This window comes from Nonomuraea sp. NPDC049625 (assembly GCF_040675285.1).
In the GTDB taxonomy this organism is placed as follows: Bacteria; Actinomycetota; Actinomycetes; order Streptosporangiales; family Streptosporangiaceae; genus Nonomuraea; species Nonomuraea angiospora_A.
Genome location: NZ_JBFAOQ010000001.1, coordinates 1,384,559 through 1,402,524 on the forward strand (window position 1 = coordinate 1,384,559; position 17,966 = coordinate 1,402,524).

General features: G+C 68.5%; 21 protein-coding genes. 10 read left to right on the forward strand and 11 right to left on the reverse strand.

Annotated features, from left to right (window positions below; translation table 11 throughout):
• Positions 1–342: 342 nt before the first annotated feature.
• Positions 343–600 carry a GntR family transcriptional regulator gene (locus tag AB0J87_RS06695; protein ID WP_363962911.1) on the reverse strand — a complete coding sequence of 86 codons (258 nt, stop codon included), beginning with the start codon at positions 598–600 and terminating at the stop codon, positions 343–345.
• A gap of 130 nt (positions 601–730) precedes the next feature.
• Here AB0J87_RS06695 and AB0J87_RS06700 point away from each other — a divergent pair, with 130 nt between their 5' ends.
• From AB0J87_RS06700 to AB0J87_RS06715, 4 genes are read left to right on the forward strand one after another with little or no spacing between them, the layout of a single operon-like run.
• Positions 731–949, forward strand: coding sequence for a hypothetical protein (locus tag AB0J87_RS06700; protein ID WP_363962912.1), 219 nt, complete (start codon positions 731–733; stop codon positions 947–949).
• 1 nt (position 950) lies between these two features.
• Entirely contained in the window at positions 951–1,235 is a 285-nt protein-coding gene (locus AB0J87_RS06705; RefSeq protein ID WP_363962913.1) for a hypothetical protein, read from the forward strand.
• Between the two features lie 58 nt (positions 1,236–1,293).
• A complete protein-coding gene (locus AB0J87_RS06710; protein WP_363962914.1) occupies positions 1,294–1,746 on the forward strand; it encodes a hypothetical protein in 453 nt (150 codons plus the stop codon).
• Positions 1,746–2,222 carry a hypothetical protein gene (locus AB0J87_RS06715; RefSeq protein WP_363962915.1) on the forward strand — a complete coding sequence of 159 codons (477 nt, stop codon included), beginning with the start codon at positions 1,746–1,748 and terminating at the stop codon, positions 2,220–2,222. Before AB0J87_RS06710 ends, AB0J87_RS06715 begins: the two co-directional genes overlap by 1 nt.
• Positions 2,223–2,531: 309 nt before the next feature.
• On the opposite strand, the gene AB0J87_RS06720 is transcribed toward AB0J87_RS06715, so the two are convergent.
• From AB0J87_RS06720 to AB0J87_RS06735, 4 genes are all read right to left on the reverse strand, one after another.
• The gene (locus AB0J87_RS06720) at positions 2,532–3,305 is read right to left on the reverse strand and encodes an ABC transporter ATP-binding protein (protein ID WP_319718892.1); all 774 of its coding nucleotides are present in this window, start codon (positions 3,303–3,305) and stop codon (positions 2,532–2,534) included.
• A 97-nt stretch (positions 3,306–3,402) separates the two neighbouring features.
• Entirely contained in the window at positions 3,403–4,209 is an 807-nt protein-coding gene (locus tag AB0J87_RS06725; protein ID WP_363962916.1) for an ABC transporter permease subunit, read from the reverse strand.
• Entirely contained in the window at positions 4,206–5,021 is an 816-nt protein-coding gene (locus AB0J87_RS06730; RefSeq protein WP_363962917.1) for an ABC transporter permease, read from the reverse strand. The genes AB0J87_RS06725 and AB0J87_RS06730 overlap by 4 nt, the downstream gene beginning before the upstream one ends.
• Complete coding sequence (locus AB0J87_RS06735; RefSeq protein WP_363962918.1) at positions 5,018–6,016, reverse strand: ABC transporter substrate-binding protein; 999 nt, start codon at positions 6,014–6,016, stop codon at positions 5,018–5,020. The genes AB0J87_RS06730 and AB0J87_RS06735 overlap by 4 nt, the downstream gene beginning before the upstream one ends.
• A 625-nt stretch (positions 6,017–6,641) precedes the next feature.
• Between AB0J87_RS06735 and AB0J87_RS06740 the strand changes: the two genes are divergently transcribed.
• The 6 genes from AB0J87_RS06740 to AB0J87_RS06765 all read left to right on the forward strand — a co-directional run bounded on the left by AB0J87_RS06740 (position 6,642) and on the right by AB0J87_RS06765 (position 12,814).
• Positions 6,642–9,392, forward strand: a complete 2,751-nt coding sequence (locus AB0J87_RS06740; RefSeq protein WP_363962919.1) for a nitrate- and nitrite sensing domain-containing protein — start codon at positions 6,642–6,644, stop codon at positions 9,390–9,392.
• Positions 9,393–9,459: 67 nt separating this feature from the next.
• On the forward strand, positions 9,460–9,882 hold the full coding sequence (locus AB0J87_RS06745; RefSeq protein WP_350730302.1) for a roadblock/LC7 domain-containing protein: 423 nt from the start codon (positions 9,460–9,462) through the stop codon (positions 9,880–9,882).
• 50 nt (positions 9,883–9,932) lie between these two features.
• Positions 9,933–10,301 (forward strand): DUF742 domain-containing protein, encoded by a 369-nt coding sequence (locus AB0J87_RS06750; protein WP_192790731.1) that lies wholly within the window; start codon positions 9,933–9,935, stop codon positions 10,299–10,301.
• Entirely contained in the window at positions 10,282–10,869 is a 588-nt protein-coding gene (locus tag AB0J87_RS06755; protein ID WP_350730304.1) for an ATP/GTP-binding protein, read from the forward strand. Before AB0J87_RS06750 ends, AB0J87_RS06755 begins: the two co-directional genes overlap by 20 nt.
• A gap of 121 nt (positions 10,870–10,990) precedes the next feature.
• A complete protein-coding gene (locus AB0J87_RS06760) occupies positions 10,991–12,364 on the forward strand; it encodes an aldehyde dehydrogenase family protein (RefSeq protein ID WP_363962920.1) in 1,374 nt (457 codons plus the stop codon).
• A 6-nt stretch (positions 12,365–12,370) separates the two neighbouring features.
• Entirely contained in the window at positions 12,371–12,814 is a 444-nt protein-coding gene (locus tag AB0J87_RS06765; protein WP_363962921.1) for a DUF3598 family protein, read from the forward strand.
• Between the two features lies 1 nt (position 12,815).
• On the opposite strand, the gene AB0J87_RS06770 is transcribed toward AB0J87_RS06765, so the two are convergent.
• From AB0J87_RS06770 to AB0J87_RS06795, 6 genes are read right to left on the reverse strand one after another with little or no spacing between them, the layout of a single operon-like run.
• Positions 12,816–13,598, reverse strand: coding sequence for an ABC transporter permease (locus AB0J87_RS06770; protein ID WP_363962922.1), 783 nt, complete (start codon positions 13,596–13,598; stop codon positions 12,816–12,818).
• Positions 13,595–14,374 (reverse strand): ABC transporter permease subunit, encoded by a 780-nt coding sequence (locus AB0J87_RS06775; RefSeq protein WP_350730312.1) that lies wholly within the window; start codon positions 14,372–14,374, stop codon positions 13,595–13,597. The genes AB0J87_RS06770 and AB0J87_RS06775 overlap by 4 nt, the downstream gene beginning before the upstream one ends.
• On the reverse strand, positions 14,371–15,357 hold the full coding sequence (locus AB0J87_RS06780; RefSeq protein ID WP_363962923.1) for an ABC transporter substrate-binding protein: 987 nt from the start codon (positions 15,355–15,357) through the stop codon (positions 14,371–14,373). The genes AB0J87_RS06775 and AB0J87_RS06780 overlap by 4 nt, the downstream gene beginning before the upstream one ends.
• Positions 15,358–15,385: 28 nt before the next feature.
• Positions 15,386–16,165 carry an ABC transporter permease gene (locus tag AB0J87_RS06785; protein WP_363962924.1) on the reverse strand — a complete coding sequence of 260 codons (780 nt, stop codon included), beginning with the start codon at positions 16,163–16,165 and terminating at the stop codon, positions 15,386–15,388.
• Positions 16,162–16,935: an ABC transporter permease gene (locus tag AB0J87_RS06790; protein ID WP_363962925.1), complete on the reverse strand. Its 774-nt coding sequence runs from the start codon at positions 16,933–16,935 to the stop codon at positions 16,162–16,164. The genes AB0J87_RS06785 and AB0J87_RS06790 overlap by 4 nt, the downstream gene beginning before the upstream one ends.
• Entirely contained in the window at positions 16,932–17,915 is a 984-nt protein-coding gene (locus AB0J87_RS06795; RefSeq protein ID WP_363962926.1) for an ABC transporter substrate-binding protein, read from the reverse strand. Before AB0J87_RS06795 ends, AB0J87_RS06790 begins: the two co-directional genes overlap by 4 nt.
• Between the last annotated feature and the right edge of the window lie 51 nt (positions 17,916–17,966).

Consider the following 17,966-nt stretch of genomic DNA (forward strand, 5'->3'; position numbering starts at 1 on the left):
GTGGTACGCAAGCCGTGCCACGGAAGTCTCACATTCGTTCCGATTCACTTTGCCACGCCACCATTCCGACGTCATGCTGCCGAACGAAAACGGTATTCCTGTCAGGCCAGCGCATCGATCTCTGCGGCCACGGCCCAGCCCGGGTCTTGCAATCAACCCGAACCGTTCACGACTGATGCGACTCCTGCGCCCAAGAAGATGTTGGACTGAGTCGATGGCCGCGATGGTGCGCAATCTGCACAGGTGTTCATGGACGAGTTGCGTCAAGCCTGTGCTGTAAGCCCATCGAGGCAGAGGCCGCCTCGGGCAGGTGGAGGTATAAACTCACCCGAGTCTTACCGATCAGCGTCTTTTGGAAGGCGAGACGAAGGAGCCGAGGCCTCGGACGGCGTAAATGACGCCTTCCTCTTGGAGTCGCTGCAAAACCTTGCGGGCCGTGCCGCGAGCAACGCCGAACTCTTGCACAATTTGGTGCTCGCTGGGGACCGGCGTATCAACGGGGTAGTCGCCCGAGGCGATCCGCTCCTTGATGATGTTCGCCACCTGGACCCACTTGGGTTGGTTGAGGCGCCACTCGATCACGAGGAAACGGTAGATCACCCTGAAGAACCTAAGATACCCATGAGTAGCCATACCTCACCATGGTGAACCATGTGGATGTGGCGTACTATGGCGACGTCAAGGGCGAGCCGTCGAAACGGCTTCTTCAGCAGAAGCGAAGGTCACGCGCATGAGCGATCCTTTCGGGAAGGGCTCCACTAGGCCCATGGGTGACTCGATGACAGGCGTACGATTCACGCCTCTCCTCACTGCGGAGGTCCAGGCCGTACTGGAGAGGCACGGGTATCGGCTACCACCAGGTCGCGATCACATCCGCGAACTCGTCATGGCCCGCGTCGACATCGCGCTCAAGAACCTTGTCGAGATCTTCGAGGGAAGGACGTGGTGACATGGCGCTGGTGATCCCCGACTTCCACGGCTCGCACGCCGCGAAGCCCCTGCCGGGCCACCTGGTATTGGCCTGGTACCAACCAGACCGCCGGGCTTTGCGCATCCGTGTCGTCTCGTGGACGTGCGAATGCCGGCCGACGACGTACGAGCTGTGCGCCGCCGCCGGTCAGGCTTTCGTCCGCCGTACCGACCGCGACAAGCGAACCGTCCACGAAACCTCGTGGACATTGACCGCTGCCGCCAGGCACACCTTCGAGCAGATTCTGCGCGGCGAGGCCCAGTGATCGCCGCAACTTTTAATATCACGCCTATTTTTGAAAGAAGTCGGGGTAGGGTGGAGCTATGGTTGTGCAGGATGAGCAGGCTCGGCTCGTAGTCGAGGATCTGGCTGACCTCATGTCCCTCGCGCAGGGACGAACCGCCGATCGGGCTCTCCACGCGGCGATCCGGCGCATGGCTCAACGGCACGACCGTGGGCCGCAGCCGAGCGCTGTACGGTTGTCCACGGCGGCCTCAGTTCTCGGCGTGACAGTTCCCACTGTTCGCTCGTGGATGAGTCACGGAGTGCTCGAAGCGGTTCCTGGCGAGGGTGTCGCTCGTGTGACGGCGACCTCACTGGCCCGGGTCGTGGTTGTCCTTCGCGAGATCGGCGAGGACGATCCTGGACGCAGACTCGCCAAGGTGATCGCTGCGCTCCGTGACCGGGACCTGCTGCAACAGGCACAAGAAACGCTGGCGGGGAGTCCCGACTTCGTAGAGTACGACGAGGGCGATCTGGAGAGGTTGCTCCGTTGATGAGCCGCGCGCGCCGTTCCGGCGAGTCTCCCCGTGCGGTCCGTTTCCGCATCATCGTGGCCAAACAGGTCGATGCCACCGTCCGCGACACCGGGACGTCACGAAGGGTGGGGCAGGCGTTTGCCGCCGTCCACCGCGAAACGGCCGAGCGCGGGTGTGGCGCTGCCGACTACCGACTCTCGGGTCCGGGACACTGGCCCCGATTCTGCGTCGCTCAGCTTCCCGAGAGCTGGCGGTTGGTGATGGGTTTCCCAGAGATCGACACCATCGCCTTCCTGGTCCTCGACAAACATGACAACCGCACCGACCCCTACACCTTCCTTGAAAATGCCTTCAACCTGCCCGATCGGTCAGGCCACGGCGCGGGCCGCAGCCAAGCCAAGCCTGCCTGCTGCAGCGACGTGAACAGTCCGCCTCTTGCCGACGATGCTGAACTTATGAGTGCGATTGATGAGATCGTGCGGAGCCGTCGGTGAAACACCTCGGGTGACTGGCGCCTCAAGCGTCACGGCTCCCGTTGCCGTTGATGCTTCATGGCCTTTGACGCCGTCCATTTATGGATTGGCCAGACGGGCAAGATGCTGCCTGATCCAGCAGGCAGGGTGGGCTTCAGCAGGCCCACCGCCTAGACGGTCAAGGGGTGGGCCCGATGGCGCCGAAGGCGCGTGGGGTGCGCCGAAGGCGCTTAGGAAGGGCAGCCCGAGCGGAGCGAGGTCCTTTGGCTCGGGGTGGGTGTCAGCAGGCCCACCACCCAGATGGGCAACGGGTGGGGGAGCCAGGCCCGCCTACACCGTGGCGTGGCTGCCGCGGACCAGGCGGCCGACCTCGGCGCGTAGGTGGACGAAGTCCGGGTGTTCGCGGGTCGTGATCTGGTCGCGCGGCCCGGGCAGTTCGACCTTGAGGTCGCCGACCACGTGCGCCGGGGCCTTGGACAGGACCACCACGCGGTCGCCCACGTAGACGCTCTCGTCGATGTCGTGCGTGATGAGCACGATCGTCATCTGGTGGTGGCCGCGTACCTTGAGGACGAGGTCCTCCAGGTCCTCGCGGGTCTGCGCGTCGACCGAGCCGAAGGGCTCGTCCATGAGCATCAGCGCCGGACGGTAGGCCAGCGCCCGCGCGATCGCCACCCGCTGCTGCATGCCCCCCGACAGCTGGAACGGGTATTTGCGCTCCGCGCCCGCCAGGCCGACCGACTCCAGGGCCTCCTGGGCGGCCTCGCGGCGCTGGCGTTTGTCCATGTTCTTGCGGCGCAGCGGCAGCGCCACGTTGTCGGCCACCGACATCCACGGGAACAGGGAGCGGCTGTAGTCCTGGAAGACCACGGCGAGGTTGTCCGGCGTCTGGCGTACGAGATTGCCCTCGACCTTGATCTGCCCGCCCGTCGGCGTGAGCAGCCCGGCGATCGAACGCAGCAGGGTCGACTTGCCCGCCCCGGAGGGGCCGACGATGCACAGCAGTTCACCCGCGGCGACGCTCAGGTTGAGGCCCTCGATGGCGTGGTGCGCGTTGGGGGTACCGCCGCCGTAGACGTGGGAGAGGTTGTCTATCTCGAGCAATGGAGTTCCTCAGGGGCGAGACCATGGACAACTCGGAGCCGGAAATACTCTATCCGAGCCGGAATCGGCATACTTGTAAACGCGTGTGATCTTACTCTTACGTGCTGGAAAGTTGCTGGGCGGCGTGGTGCCAGGCCAGCACCCGTCGTTCGACGACCAGGAAGAGCTCGTTGAGGGCGTAGCCCAGCACTCCGAGCAGCACGATCCCGCCCCACATGGCGGGCAGGTCGAAGGTCTGGTACGCGGCCGTGAGCTGGAACCCGATGCCGTTCACGGTGCCCGGCAGCAGCTCGGAGAAGACCATGACGATCAAGGAGAGCGACAGCGCGAGCCGCAGCCCCGCGAACATCTTGGGCAGCGCCGACGGCAGGATCACCCGGAACAGCCGCTCGGCCCTCGACAGCCGGAACGCCTGGGCGGTCTGCAGGAGCAGCGGTTCGACCGAGCGGGCGCCGTCGGCGGTGTTGAGCAGTACCGGCCAGACGATGCTGAAGACGATGAACGTCAGCTGCATCCGCAGCCCGAACCCGAACACCACCACGAAGACCGTGACCAGCGCGGGCGGCGGGATGGCCCGCAGGAACTGCAGCACCCCGTCGAGGTAGTCGTACGCCCGCGCGGACAGCCCCAGCGCGAGCCCGAGCACGACCCCGGCCAGCGCGCCCCCCGCGAACCCGGCGGCCATCCGGCCCAGGCTCGGCAGGATGTTCCCGATGGCGTCCTCGGTCAGGAACAGCGTGCCCGGCGGGCCCGAGAACCACATCGCGTGCATCCTGACCACGATCGTGCTGGGCGGGGGGAAGAACGTGCTGCCCGCCAGCCGCGTGGCCACCTCCCAGGCGAGGATCAGCCCGACCAGCACCAGCGACCGGAACGCCGCCCCGCGCATGCCCCTGGTCCTCATGCCGTCTCTCCCAGACGCGCGTGGTGCCAGCGGAACGCCCGCTGTTCGGCGGCCACGAGCAGCGCGTTCACCAGCACCCCGAACAGCCCGACCCAGAACACCGCGGCCAGGATGTCGGTCATCCGCGCGGGTACGGCGATGCCGGCGAAGAAGATGAACACGCCGATGCCCTCGCCCCGCCCGGCCACGATCTCGGTGCTCACGATCAGGATGAGCGCCACTCCGGCGGCCAGCCGGAACCCGGTGGTGATGAAGGGCGCCGACGACGGCAGCGACACGCGCAGCAGCACCGCCAGGGGCCCGAAGCCGTACGACCGCAGCGACTCCTTGGCGAGCGGGTCGACGCCGCGCAGGCCGTACATCGTGTTGTAGAGGATCGGCCACAACGAGGCGTAGACCGCGAGCGTGACGCGTACCTGCAGGCCCGTGCCGATCAGGAGGGACACCAGGGGGATCAACGCCACCGACGGGATCGGCCGCAGGAACTCCACGACCGAACGCGTGGCCGCGTCGACGATCGGCACGCTGCCGAGCAGCAGCCCGAGCGGCACCGCGATCACCGCCGCGAGGCCGAGGCCGATCGCCCAGGCGAGCAGGCTCGTCAGGGCGTGGGCGCGGAAGGCCGGGTCGGCCATCAGCGTCGCAGCCCGCCCGAGTATCGCCGTCGCGGGCGGCAGGGTCTCCGGGTCCACCAGCCCGGTCCGGCTGAGCAGTTCGATCAGGGCGGCGAAGGCGAGGGCTCCGCCCGCCCGGCGTGACCAGCGTGTCGCGGCGGACGCCGGGCGGGTGGAGGCCAGGGTCTGAGTGCTCACCCGGACGTGGTGGGCGACATCAGCGACTTGACGTCGATCGCCTTCGTGAGCCACTTGGCCTCCAGCATCCAGTCGGCCACCCGCTGGAGGCGGACCGGGTTGTCGTTGCTGGAGAAGTACGGGAACGTGACGGTGGCCGCGGTGGCCGCGTCGATCTGGGTGAAGTTCGGCAGCACCTTGGCCACCACTTCGCGGTTGTTCTCCATGAGCTTGGCCGCGTTGTGGATGGCCCGCTGGAACGCGGCCGCCGTCTTCGGGTTCTTGTCGTACCAGTCCTGCGTGCTGACGTACCCGGAGATCGGGAACTCGGCGGCCGGACCCGACGCCGGGTCGAGGATCTTGCGGGCGCCCATCGCGGACGTGGCCGCCGTGACCATGGGCTCGCCCAGGTACGCGGCGTCGATCTGCCCGCCCTTCCACGAGGGCATGATGTTCTGGAACGTCACCTGGACGTACTTGATCTTGGACGGGTCGACGTTGTTGGCCTTGAGCACCTGCGTCAGCGCCAGCTCCTGGAAGTTGTGCAGGACGTTCACGTTGATCGTCTTGCCTTCGAGGTCCTTGGCGGTCTTGATGGGGGAGTTCGGCAGGGCCATGATGCTCAGCGAGTCGGGGGCCGCGCGAGAGCCCTCGGCCAGGATGCGCAGCTTCAGCGCCTGCTTGTCGTGCGCCTGGAACATCGACACGTAGTTGCCGAACATCGCGTCGATCTCGCCCTTGACCAGCATGGGGATGGCCTCCGGCGCGGCCTGGACCACTTGCGGGGTGACCTCCAGCCCTTCCTTCTCGAAGAGCTTCTGGTCGATGGCGACGTAGATGGCGGCACTGTCGATGGCGGGCAGGGTGGCGACCTTGATCTTCGTCTTCTCCAGGCCGCCGGCGGATGCGGACGGTGCCGCGCTGGGTGTCGTGGAGCCGCCCGTGCTGCACGCAGCGGCGCCGAGTGTCAAAGCTAACCCGATGATGGCGGCCCTGGCGGGACGGCCAAGCCTCATGTCAGGGACTCCCTTCAGATGGAGCCAGGCGGGGGGACCGGGTGGCTTCTGCTCCCGGGGGCTGTGTGCCTGACGCACAACAGGGATAGACCGTAACACCAAATCCGTAGTCATTATCGCGAAAACGACGCCTGTGGTTGCAATGTCGGGTTCTCGTTCTATCGTGAAAATTTGATGACCGGTAAGAGATCGGTGTTTGTCCGGTTTGTGAAAGGAGGGGATTGGCGGGACGATTGTTACTGATGAGGCCAGTCAGTCGAATATTCCACGAGTCCCGAGGAGGCTCGCTGGGCACCCTTCCGTTGCCTGTTTCACCAGTTGGAGGGCAGCCTTACCGATTCTGCCGAAATATTTGGACAATCGGGGATGAACGCCTCAATGGGGCACTAGTAGTGGTTGGCCCGCGCCAACTGCTGTGCTCAAATGACGCCTATCTAGACGTAGATATTGCCCCACGTGCATTTACCTGCATGGTCACCGAGAATTCCCCTCCAGGGGCGAGAGGTTGCGAAGGCAAGTGAGAACGCAGAGCGCTGAAGCTTCCGCCGACCGCGAGCCGCACGGGCATCAGAAGCGACGGCTGCCCAACCCTCCTTCACGCAGGTTCGGGCTGGGCAACTGGCACGTGCGATCGCGCCTTGTCGCGCTGATCGTCGTCCCCACGGCCGTGGCCGTGGCTCTGGGCGGACTGAACGTGTTCACCTCGCTCAGGGACGCCAACACCTATCAGACCCTCAGAGAGGTGGCCGAGCTCAGCGAGCAGCTCGGCGCCGTCACCCATGAGCTGTCCTTCGAACGCGACCAGACCGCTCTCTACATCGCCCAGGGCCGCCCGGGCAATCGAGAGGCCCAGCTCCGTACGACCTACAGCGGTGTGAACAACCTCATCGACGAGGCCAAACGGCGAGCGCGGGCGCTCACGGACACCCACGCCGACGCCGTACGACCCGTGCTCCGGCGACTGGACGAGATCCCGACGCTGCGGGAGACGGCCGTCAAGGGGAAGATCCAGCCCCTCCCGATGATCCAGAAGTACTCGCAGATCATCGCGGCCCTGCTCCAGTTCCACGACCAGGTCGGCCAGGTGGCGGTGGACGACGAGGTCTCGCACAGCGCCAGCGCGATGGCCGCCATCGCCCGGGGCAAGGAGCAGGCCTCCAAACAGCGCGGCGTCCTGGCCAGCGCGCTGGACAAGAAGGGCTTCGACAGCGGCGAACTCGACGCGCTCACCGACGCCAAGTCGCGTGAGGAGAGCGAGGAGACGCTGTTCGCGACCCTGGCCACCCTCGACCAGCTCGAGCTCTACCGCAACACGGTCGTGGGCAGGGACGTCGACCAGACCGACCTGTTCAGGCTGCGGGCCATGGCGCAGTCCGCCGAGGGCAAGGAGCTGAGCATCGGTGTACGGCCGGACAAGGACGTCTCCACCTGGTTCGAGGTCAGCACCGGCAAGATCGACGCGCTGCGCAGCGTGGAGAAGGACCTGTCCTCCTCCGTCATCCTGCGCGCCCGTGCCCTGGAGGAAGCCGCCAACCGCTCGGCCCTGATCTCTGGCGGCCTTATCCTGCTCCTGATGATCGTGGTCACCGCGATCATCTCGCTCATCGCCCGCTCGCTCATCAGGCCGCTGCGCAAGCTGCGCGGCGAGGCCCTCGACATCGCCGGCCACCGCCTGCCGGAGACCGTGCAGCAGCTGCGCGAGAGCGGCGAGGGCGCGGCCGGCCCCGTCATCCCCATCGGCGTGGACACGCACGACGAGATCGGCGAGGTCGCGCGGGCGTTCGACGAGGTGCACCGTGAGGCGGTCCGGCTGGCGGGTGAGGAGGCCCGCCTGCGGAGCAACGTCAACGCGATGTTCGTGAACCTGTCGCGGCGAAGCCAGACGCTGGTGGAGCGGCAGATCACCCTGATCGACGGGCTGGAGCAGGGCGAGCAGGACGAACTGCGGCTCGGCAACCTGTTCAAGCTGGACCACCTGGCCACCCGCATGCGGCGTAACAGCGAGAACCTGCTGGTCCTCGCGGGTCAGGACCCGCCGCGCCGCTGGAGCCAGCCGGTCAAGCTGGTGGACGTGGCCCGTGCCTCCCTCTCGGAGGTGGAGAACTACGAGCGGGTGGTGCTCCAGGTTCCGGACGGCGTCTCGGTGGCCGGCCAGGCCGTCAACGACGTCATCCACCTGCTGGCCGAGCTCGTCGAGAACGCCCTGTCGTTCTCGCCGCGCGAGACCAGGGTGACCGTCTCCGGCAGCCGGATCGACGGCGGCGGCGTGATGCTGTCGATCACCGACGCCGGCATCGGGATGACCCAGGAGGAGCTGGTCCAGGCCAACGACCGCCTCACGGACGCGCCGAGCGTGGACGTGTCGGTGTCGCGGCGCATGGGCCTGTTCGTGGTCGCGCGTCTGGCGCACCGGCATGGCATCCGGGTGCAGCTGCGCCCGCACGCCTCGGGCGGCCTGACCGCGATGGTGCTCATCCCGGAGAACATGCTCGGCTCCCAGGCCCCCAACTTCTCCGGCATGCCGTCCTTCTCGGGCAACCAGCCTCCGGCCCTCGCGGGCTCGGCCGCCGGCGGCCCGGGCGAGCAGCCGTACTCGGGGCCGCACCCCGCCCCTCCGGCCACGGACTGGCCGCAGCCGCCGCCGCCCACGTACCAGATGGGCCCCGGCCAGATGGGGCCCGGCCAGATGGGGCCCGGCCACCCGTCATTCCCGTCGCACCCGGAGATGAGCGGCAACTGGCCGCCGACGCAGCAGTGGCAGCCGGACGCGAACGCGTGGCCGTCGGAGCCGCGCATCGGCAGCGGCTACGACAGCTCCGACGTGTGGACCCCACCCCGCAGCCCGTCCTGGAACGGCGACCGCGCACTGCCCAGACGACCCGTGCCCGAGCCCCCGCCGGGCGGCTGGGGCCGCGACACCATGCCGCCGCAGCGGCCGGGGTTCGACTTCCCCGAGACCGAGTCGGCCAACCCGGGCTCCATCCCGGCCGCACCGCCCGCCTCGGCGGGAGACGACTACTTACCCATCTTCGCCGCGGTGGAGTCGGCCTGGTTCGGCCGCGACAGCGGGGCGAGCTGGGGTTCGAGCAAGGCGGACGAAGGATGGAGCGCGGCGGAGGCAGTGGTGGAACCGGTACGTGACGGCCAGACGGCGGCGGGGCTGCCGAAGCGGGTGCCCAAGGCCAACCTGGTGCCCGGCTCGGCCGACACCTCGACCCCGAAGGGCGTGACACCGATGCCGTCGGTGTCGCCGGACCGTATACGCAACCGGCTCTCGAGCTTCCAGCAGGGCTTCCGGGCGGCGCGTGACGACATCACCGAGGGCAGGGCGTTCCCCTCTGGCCCCAGGAACAATGACAGGGAGGAGGGAGCATGAGTGAGCGAAGCGAGCGATCAATTAGACACAGCCGATTGTCGCTCATGCGACCGACGGAGGAGGGCGCATGAGCGATCTGAGCCATGCGGCACGTGGTGTCGACTGGCTGATCACGGACTTCGTCAGCACGGTGCCGGGCGTCGCGCACGCGGTGGTCGTCTCGTCCGACGGGCTGCCACTGGCGGCCTCGTCGGGCTTTCCGGCTGACCGGGCTGACCAGCTGGCCGCCATCGCGTCGGGTCTGGTGAGCCTGACGCAGGGTGCGGCCAGGGTGTTCGAGGGCGGTGCGGTCAATCAGACGATCGTGGAGATGCAGCGTGGGCTGATGCTGATCATGTCGGTCAGTGACGGTTCGTGTCTGGCGGTGCTGGCGGCTCCGGACTGTGACATGGGTCTGGTGGCGTATCAGATGACGCTGATGGTTGATCGCGCCGGTCAGGTGCTGACCCCGGCTGTGCGCGCAGAGTTGCGTGCCAGCCAGACCAGGTGATGTAGGTGTCAGACCCGAGATGGAACAGCGGCGGTTGGGCGCCCCCGCCTGTGCCCCAGTCCCAGCCGCAGCTGAATCCCGACCCCGCGTCGCCCGTCCGTCCTTACGCCGTGACAGGTGGACGGACGGCGCCGCGGGTAAAACTGGCGATGGAGGCCCTGGTGTCCTCGGCGACCGCCGAGCACCGGGAGTTCTCGCACATCACGCCGGAGTACCAGGCGATCAGTCAACTGTGCCGGCAGGTGCGGTCCGTGGCAGAGGTGTCGGCCCTGCTGCGGATCCCCCTCGGCGTGGTGCGCGTGCTGATCGCTGACATGGCTGCCGAAGGTCTCGTCCGTGTGCATCAGCCACAGCTGGACGAGGGCAGGCCGGACGTCAATCTGCTCGAAAGGGTGCTCAGTGGACTTCGCAGGCTCTAGCCCCGGTCTCACCTCGACGAAGATCGTGGTGGCTGGAGGTTTCGGGGTGGGGAAGACGACCTTCGTCGGCGCGGTGTCGGAGATCATGCCGTTGACCACGGAGGCCGTCATGACCGACGCCTCCGTGGGGATCGACGATCTGGGCATGACGCCGCTGAAGTCGACCACCACCGTCGCCATGGACTTCGGCCGGGTCTCCCTGGACCGTGACCTGATTCTCTACCTGTTCGGGACTCCCGGGCAGCACCGGTTCTGGTTCATGTGGGACGACCTGGTACGCGGCGCCATCGGCGCGGTCGTGCTCGTGGACACGCGCCGGCTTTCCGACAGTTTTCCGGCGATCGACTACTTCGAGGAGGCCCAGCTGCCGTTCGTGGTGGGCGTCAACGGCTGGGACGGTGAGTATCCGCACAGCGACGCCGAGGTACGCGACGCTCTGACGCTGGCGCCGCACATCCCGTTGGTGCGGCTCGACGCCAGGTCCAAGGACTCGGTCAAGGTCGCGCTGATCAACCTGGTCGAACACGCGCTCTCGGTCCGCATGGCCGTACCGGGCTGGGGTGGTTAGCTCCACTTTCGCGCCGCTTTCGCCCGCGTGGGCGCGTTGACAGCCGCGGCCCTCTCCTGATCACAATGGCTCCCGCCGAGCATCGCAGGAGCATCATGTCCCGTGGCCGCACCACATGAACGTGAGGAACCCGATCACCGGGCAGGCCGACAGGCTGCTCGCCCCTGTGCCGCCCGACCGGCTCGCCGCCCTGGCGGCCGGTCTGCGCGAAAGGCAGCGGAGCTGGCTGGAGGCCGACCGCGGCGAGGTCCTCTCCAGGTTCGCCGCCGCGCTGGCCGCCGACGAGGAGCTGCTCGCCGCGCTGGTGGCCGACACCGGCAGGGTGGGGGAGTCGGTCCTGGAGCGGCAGATCGTCGCCGGTCTCATCGATCGGTGGGTACGCCAGGCGCCCGCCCTCCTCGCACCCCCGGCCGAGACCCCCGCCTCCCTGCCCGGCGTCTTCGTGGGCGGCGACGTGGTTCCGTACGAGCTGGTCGGGGTGATCAGCCCGTGGAACTTCCCGCTGCTGCTGGGCCTCATCGACGCCGTGCCCGCGCTGGCCGCGGGATGCGCGGTGCTGGTCAAGCCGAGCGAGGTGACCCCCAGGTTCATCGAGCCGCTGATGCGGCTGATCCCGGACGGGCTGCCGCTGGAGATCGTCGAGGGCGACGGCGATACCGGCGCGGCCCTGGTGGATCTGGTGGACGCCGTGGTCTTCACCGGGAGCGTGGAGACAGGACAGGTGGTCGCCGAGGCGGCCGCCCGCGCGTTCGTGCCCGCGTTCCTGGAGCTGGGCGGCAAGGACCCGGCGATCGTGCTGGCCGGGGCCGACCTGGAGCGGGCGGCGTCGGCCGTCCTGTGGGGCGGCACCGCCAACGCCGGGCAGTCGTGCCAGTCGATCGAGCGCGTCTACGTCGCCCGTGAGGTCCACGACGAGTTCCTGGCGCTGCTGGTGGAGCGGGCCGCCAAGGTGGGCCTGACCTGCGAGGGTGGCCCGATCGGGCCGATCATCGGCCCGGGCCAGGAGGACGTCATCGCCGCGCACCTGGCCGACGCCGTCTTCAAGGGCGCGACCGTGCACACGGGAGGCCGGATCGAGCGGCACGGCGGCGGCCACTGGTGCCGCCCGACCGTGCTGTCCGGCGTCGATCACGGCATGCTGGTGATGACGGAGGAGACGTTCGGCCCGGTGCTGCCGGTCATGGCCGTGGACGGGCCCGACGAGGCGGTCGCGATGGCCAACGACTCGGTCTACGGGCTGTCGGCAGCGGTCTTCGCCGCCACGGAGGAGCAGGCCATGGCCGTGGCGGCACGGCTGAGGGCCGGCGCGATCAGCGTCAACGACGCCTCGCTGACCGCGCTCGTGCACGAGGGCGAGAAGCACTCCTTCCGCCTGTCGGGGCTCGGCGGCTCGCGGATGGGCGCCGCCTCCATCCGCCGGTTCGTACGCCGCAGGGCCTTCCTGGTCAACCGTTCCGACGCCGCCGACCCCTGGTGGCACACGACGAAGGAGTAGCCGCGGATGGGACTTCGCGCGGACATGCCGCTGCTGGCCCGCCACGAGGGCGAGTGGGAGGGCGAGTACCTCCACCTCGACCGAGAGGGAAACCCGATCGACCGGCACCGCGTCCAGATGACCTGCGCGATCCTGGACGACACCGTCTACCACCAGACCAACCGCTACATCTGGGCCGACGGGCGCACCGAGGTGCACGAGTTCCCGGGCACGTACCTGGGCGGCGGGCGCTGCGGGTTCGACACCGAGCGGATCAAGGGTGAGTTCTGGGAGCTGGACGGCAGCACCATCTACCTCAGCTGGCAGTACAAGGCCGAGGACGAGGACCTGCGCCTCTACGAGATGATCGTGCTCAGCGAGGACGGCAAGTCCCGCAACCGCGTCTGGCAGTGGATCAAGGACGGCGTGTGCGTGAAGCGCACCCTGATCAACGAGCGCCGCGTGAGCTGACTCAGCCTCTCGCCCCTCGGTGCCACGACAGCACCACGCGCTCGAACCCCAGGAACCCGGCGTTGAGCAGGATGCCCAGCAGCCCGAGCAGCACGATCCCCGCCCACATGGCCGGGATGTCGAACTGGCTCTGCGCCTCCAGCATCCGGTGCCCGATGCCCTCGGTGCTGCCGACCAGCTCCGAGATGATCATCATGATCAGGGCCAGCGACACGCTCAGCCGCAGTCCGGCGAAGATCTTGGGGGAGGCGCCGGGCAGGATGATCCGGGTGAGCCGCTGCCAGGGGCCGAGCCGGTAGACGACCCCGGTCTCGATGTACTGCCGGTCCACGTTGCGGGCGCCGTCCATGGAGTTGATCAGTACGGGCCAGACGACGCCGTACACGATCGCGGCCACCTGCATCGGGGTGCCGATCTTGAACAGCGCCAGGAAGACCGGCACCAGCGTGCTGGGCGGTACCGAGCGGCCGAAGTGCAGCAGCGGCTCCACCAGGGCCGACAACCAGCGCGAACGTCCGAGCGCGACCCCGATCGCCATCCCGGCCGCGCAGGCCACCGCCCAGCCCCCGAACAGCCTGGCCAGGCTGGGCAGCAGGTCGGCGACGGCCTCGTCGGTCAGGAACGCCCGCGTCCACGGCCCCGAGAACCACAGGTCGTGCAGCTTGGCCACGATCCGTGACGGCGGCGGGAAGTACGCGGCCTGCGCGGACCGCGTGGCCAGCTCCCAGCAGAGCACGGCCACGGGCAGCAGCCAGTACCACATGAGCCTGCGCAGAGAATTCACGAGGCGTCCCCCGTCCGTTCCCGGTGCCAGCGGAACACGCGCCGTTCGGCGGCCGTGAACAGCAGGTTGGCGGCCAGCCCGATCAGCCCCGCCCACAGCGGCGCCGCCAGCATGCGGTCGAGCCGGTTCGCGCTGCCGGCCAGCGACAGGAACGCGCCGATCCCGCCTCCGCCCGGCGCCAGCAGCTCCGCGCTGACGGCCACGATCAGCGTGACCGACACCGCGATCCGCACGCCGGTCGCGATGAAGGGCGCCGCGCTCGGCAGGCTCACCCGCAGCGCCACGGCGACCGGCCCGAAGCCGAAGCTCCGCAGCGTGTCCTTGGCCAGCGGATCGACGTCGGTCAGGCCGTACAGCGTGTTGATCAGCACCGGCCACGTGCAGGTGTAGACGACCAGCGCCGTCTTGGCGTCCTGGCTCTCGGTCCACAGGAACATCGCGATAGGGATCAGCGATACCGACGGGATCGGCCGCAGGAACTCCACCAGCGGCCGCACCGACCGCTCAACGAACGGGACCGTGCCGAGCAGCAGCCCCGCGGGCACGGCGACCGCGACCGCGATCACCAGGCCGCTCGCGCACGCGCCCAGCGTGGCCAGCACGTCGGCCCTGAACTGCGGCTCCAGCGGCAGCTCCGCCGCCGTGGCCAGCACGGACGACACGTACGGCCATCCGGCCGGGGCCAGCCCGAGCCGCCCGGCCAGCTCGGCGAGGGCGATGAACACGGCGAGCCCGAGGGCCCCGAGCACCGCCCGCCCGATCCGGTGTTCGATCATCCGCTCACAGGCGCGAACAGCTGCGCCACGTCCACCTTGGACTTGAGGTAGCCATAGCCGTGCAGCAGGTCGGCCAGCTTCTGGACACCGGCCTTGTCGGCCTCCATCGAGAACTTGCCGAGCGTCATCGCCGCCGCCGCGTCCGCCGGGATCTGCGTGTACGTCGGCACCACCTCGTCGATCGCCTTCCTGTCGGAGCCCGCGATCTGCTGGGCCTTGGCCAGGGCGCGGTGGAAGGCGGCGGCCGTCTTCGGGTTCTTGGCCAGCCAGTCCTCCGTGACGCCCCACCCGTCGATCGGCACGCCGGCCGTCACGCCGTCGGTGGTGTCGATGATCTGCGTGGCGCCGCTCTTCTTCGCCGCCGTCAGGAACGGCTCGACCAGCCAGGCCGCGTCCACCTTGCCCGAGCCCAGCGCGGAGATCTGGTCGGCGAACGGCACCTGGACGTACTTGACGTCCTCGGGCTTGAGCCCGGCCTCCTGCAGGTGGGCGTTGGTCAGCGTCTGGCCGAGCGCCTTGAGCACGTTGACCGCGATGGTCTTGCCCTTGAGATCGGCCGGCGTCTTGACGGGGGAGCCCTTGGCCACGACGACGCCGGCGATGTTGGGGGCGGCCTCCTGGCTGTGCTGGAAGAGCTTGAGCTTGGCGGCGCCCGAGTCGTTGATGGCCATCAGCGACACGTAGCTCGTGAGGAACGCGTCCATGCTGCCGTTGAGGATCTTCGGCATGACCGCCTGCGGCGCCTGGATGATCTCCGTCTTGACGGTCAGGCCCTCCTCCTTGAAGAAGCCGCGCTTCTCCGCGATGAACAGCGGCGCCGACGACGGGACCGGCACCACGCCGACCAGCAGCTGGGTCTTCTCCAGCCCACCTGCGGCCGAGGTGCTGCTCGTGCCCGTCTGGCTCCCTCCTCCTCCGCCGCCGCACGCGCTGAGCGTCAGCGCGATCGCCATACCCGCGACTACGAACCTGGCCAGCTTCATCGCCAATGCCTTTCTCGGTCCTGAGAGTTCACGAATTTCCGGTGGCCTGCCTGTGCCAGACGAGCGCCCGGCGCTCGGCCAGCACGAACAGGGAATTAACGACGTAGCCGAGGACGCCCAGCAGGGCGATCGCCGCCCACACCCCGGCGCCGTCGAAGCTGCGCATGGCCGTCAGCAACTGGTAGCCGATGCCGTCAGTGCCGCCGACGAGCTCGGAGATCACCATGAGGATCAGCGCCAGCGACAGGCTCAGCCGCAGCCCGGCGAAGATCTTGGGAGCGGCGGCGGGGAGGACGACCAGGCCCAGGCGCTGCGGCCTCGACAGGTTGAAGACCGTGGCCGTGTCGGTGTAGGTGCGATCGACGGACCTGACACCGTCGATCGTGTTGAGCAGCACCGGCCAGATCACTCCGAACACGATAGTGGCCAGCTGAGTGGTCAGGCCCGCCTTGAACAACACCAGAAACAGCGGCAGCAGCAGCGGAGGCGGGATGGCCCGGCCGAACTCGATCAGCGGGTCCACGTAGTCGGTCGCCGAGCGCGAACGCCCGAGCAGCATGCCCGCCGCGATCCCGATCAGCGCGGCCAGCAGCCAGCCGCCGAACATGCGGCCGAGGCTGGGCAGGATGTTCGCGATCGCGTCGTTCGTCAGGAAGCCACGAGCGGGCGGGCCGGAGAACCACAGTTCGTGCATGCGCGCCAGGATCGTCGTGGGCGGCGGGAAATCGGTGTCCCCGATCGCGCGCCCGGCGATCTCCCAGACGGCCAGCACCACGGGGACCACCCAGAGCCGGGCCGGCGCCTTCACGAAACCGCCCCGGTCCGCGCGTGGTGCCAGCGGAACAGGCGGCGCTCGGCGGCGAGCAGCGCCATGTTCGCGATCACGCCGAAGAGACCGGCCCAGAACGTCGCGGCCATCATGAGATCGGTCCGGTTGCCGTTGCCGGCCACGGTCACGTAGACGCCGATCCCGTTCACGCCGCCGGCCACGAGTTCGGCGCTGACGGCCAGGACGAGCGCGATCCCGGCGGCGATCCTGACGCCGGTCGCCACGAACGGGGCCGCGCTGGGCAGGCTCACCCTGGCGAGCACGGCCAGCGGGCCGAACCCGAAGCTGCGCAGGGACTCCTTGGCCAGCGGGTCCACGTCGCGCATGCCGTACAGGGTGTTGATGAGGATCGGCCAGACGGACGCGTACACGATGACGGAGACCTTCATCAGCTCGTCCACCGGGACCAGCAGGATCGCGAGCGGGATGATGGCCACGGAGGGGATCGGGCGCATGAACTCCAGCACGGGCCTGATCGCCCGCTCCACCGGCGTCAGCGCGCCGAGCAGCACGCCCGCGGGCACGGCCACCGCGACGGCGGTCAGCAGGCCGAGCGCCCAGTTCGCGAGGGTGGTGCCCACCCCGGCCAGGAACGTGGCGTCGGCCGGGAGGCGCACGGCTTCGTACAGGACGGTCGAAGGCGGTGGAAAGAGGAGGTTCTCGCCCAGGCCGAAGCGGATGAACAGCTCTCCGGCCAGGAGGAACCCCGCGGCGCCGACGACGCCGCGGAGCAGGCGGGCACCCGTCATCCGCCCGGGCTCGCCGCGATGAGCGACTTCACGTCGATCGGGCCGTTGATGTACTTGTACTCGAGCATGAGGTCGGCCACCTTCTGCAGCCGGGCCGCCTCCAGGGTGCTCGGGTAGGTGCCCAGGGTGATCGCCGCGGCGGTCTTGGCGTCGATCTTCGTGTACGTCGGCAGCGCCGCCTCGATCTCCTTGCGGTCACCGGAGGCGAGCTGCTGCGCCTTGGAGATCGCCCGCTGGAAGGCGGCCAGCGTCTTGGGGTTCTGCCGCACCCATTCGTCGGTGGCCATCCAGCCCGCGATGGGCAGTTCGGCGGTCGGGCCCGTCATGGTGTCGGCGATCGTGCGGAAGCCGAGCGCGTTCTTGTTGGCCGTGATGAACGGCTCGGTGATCCAGCCCGCGTCGCCCTGCCCCGCGGTGATCGCGTTGCCCATCTCGGGGAACGGCTTCTCGGCGAACTTGACGTCCGTCTCGCTGAGCCCGGCCGCCTTGAGCTGGGTCGTGACCGCCAGCGTGGCGATGTTCCTGAGGTTGTTGACCAGGACCGTCTTGCCCTTCAGGTCCGCGACCTGCTGGATCGGCGAGTCCTTGGGAACCATGATCTCGAAGGTGTTGGGGGCCGCCCGGTACATGTCGGCCACCAGCTTGATCTTCTTGCCCTGGCCGGCCGCCAGGATCGAGGACACGTAGTTGGTCTGCGTGATGTCCAGGGCGCCGCTCTCGATCTGCGGCAGCGCGGCGGCGCCGCCGGTGATCGTGACCGGCTCCACCGTCAGGCCCTCTTCCTTGAAGAAGCCCTTGGCCTGGGCGATGTAGAGCGCGACCGGGTCGGGAATCGGCAGCGCCCCGACCTTGATGGTGGCCTTCTCCAGGCCGTTGGGTCCCGTCGAGGCCGGGGACGCGCCGCCCCCGCTGCAGCCGGTGAGTGCGAGGACGGCGACGGAGCCGAGCGCGAGTACGTGACAGCGCAGAGTGCGTGCCATGGGGGGTCTCCTACTGGGATTTGGGAGAGCGAGACACGTTACTTTGCGTGA

Bases quoted from the DNA above. Each gene is read 5' to 3' on its own strand.
- AB0J87_RS06765 (WP_363962921.1), top strand. From the start codon at position 12,371: ATGGGACTTCGCGCGGACATGCCGCTGCTGGCCCGCCACGAGGGCGAG.
- AB0J87_RS06725 (WP_363962916.1), bottom strand. From the start codon at position 4,209: ATGAGGACCAGGGGCATGCGCGGGGCGGCGTTCCGGTCGCTGGTGCTG.
- AB0J87_RS06790 (WP_363962925.1), bottom strand. From the start codon at position 16,935: ATGACGGGTGCCCGCCTGCTCCGCGGCGTCGTCGGCGCCGCGGGGTTC.
- AB0J87_RS06700 (WP_363962912.1), top strand. From the start codon at position 731: ATGAGCGATCCTTTCGGGAAGGGCTCCACTAGGCCCATGGGTGACTCG.
- AB0J87_RS06745 (WP_350730302.1), top strand. From the start codon at position 9,460: ATGAGCGATCTGAGCCATGCGGCACGTGGTGTCGACTGGCTGATCACG.
- AB0J87_RS06775 (WP_350730312.1), bottom strand. From the start codon at position 14,374: ATGATCGAACACCGGATCGGGCGGGCGGTGCTCGGGGCCCTCGGGCTC.
- AB0J87_RS06735 (WP_363962918.1), bottom strand. From the start codon at position 6,016: ATGAGGCTTGGCCGTCCCGCCAGGGCCGCCATCATCGGGTTAGCTTTG.
- AB0J87_RS06705 (WP_363962913.1), top strand. From the start codon at position 951: ATGGCGCTGGTGATCCCCGACTTCCACGGCTCGCACGCCGCGAAGCCC.
- AB0J87_RS06715 (WP_363962915.1), top strand. From the start codon at position 1,746: ATGAGCCGCGCGCGCCGTTCCGGCGAGTCTCCCCGTGCGGTCCGTTTC.
- AB0J87_RS06795 (WP_363962926.1), bottom strand. From the start codon at position 17,915: ATGGCACGCACTCTGCGCTGTCACGTACTCGCGCTCGGCTCCGTCGCC.
- AB0J87_RS06780 (WP_363962923.1), bottom strand. From the start codon at position 15,357: ATGAAGCTGGCCAGGTTCGTAGTCGCGGGTATGGCGATCGCGCTGACG.
- AB0J87_RS06710 (WP_363962914.1), top strand. From the start codon at position 1,294: ATGGTTGTGCAGGATGAGCAGGCTCGGCTCGTAGTCGAGGATCTGGCT.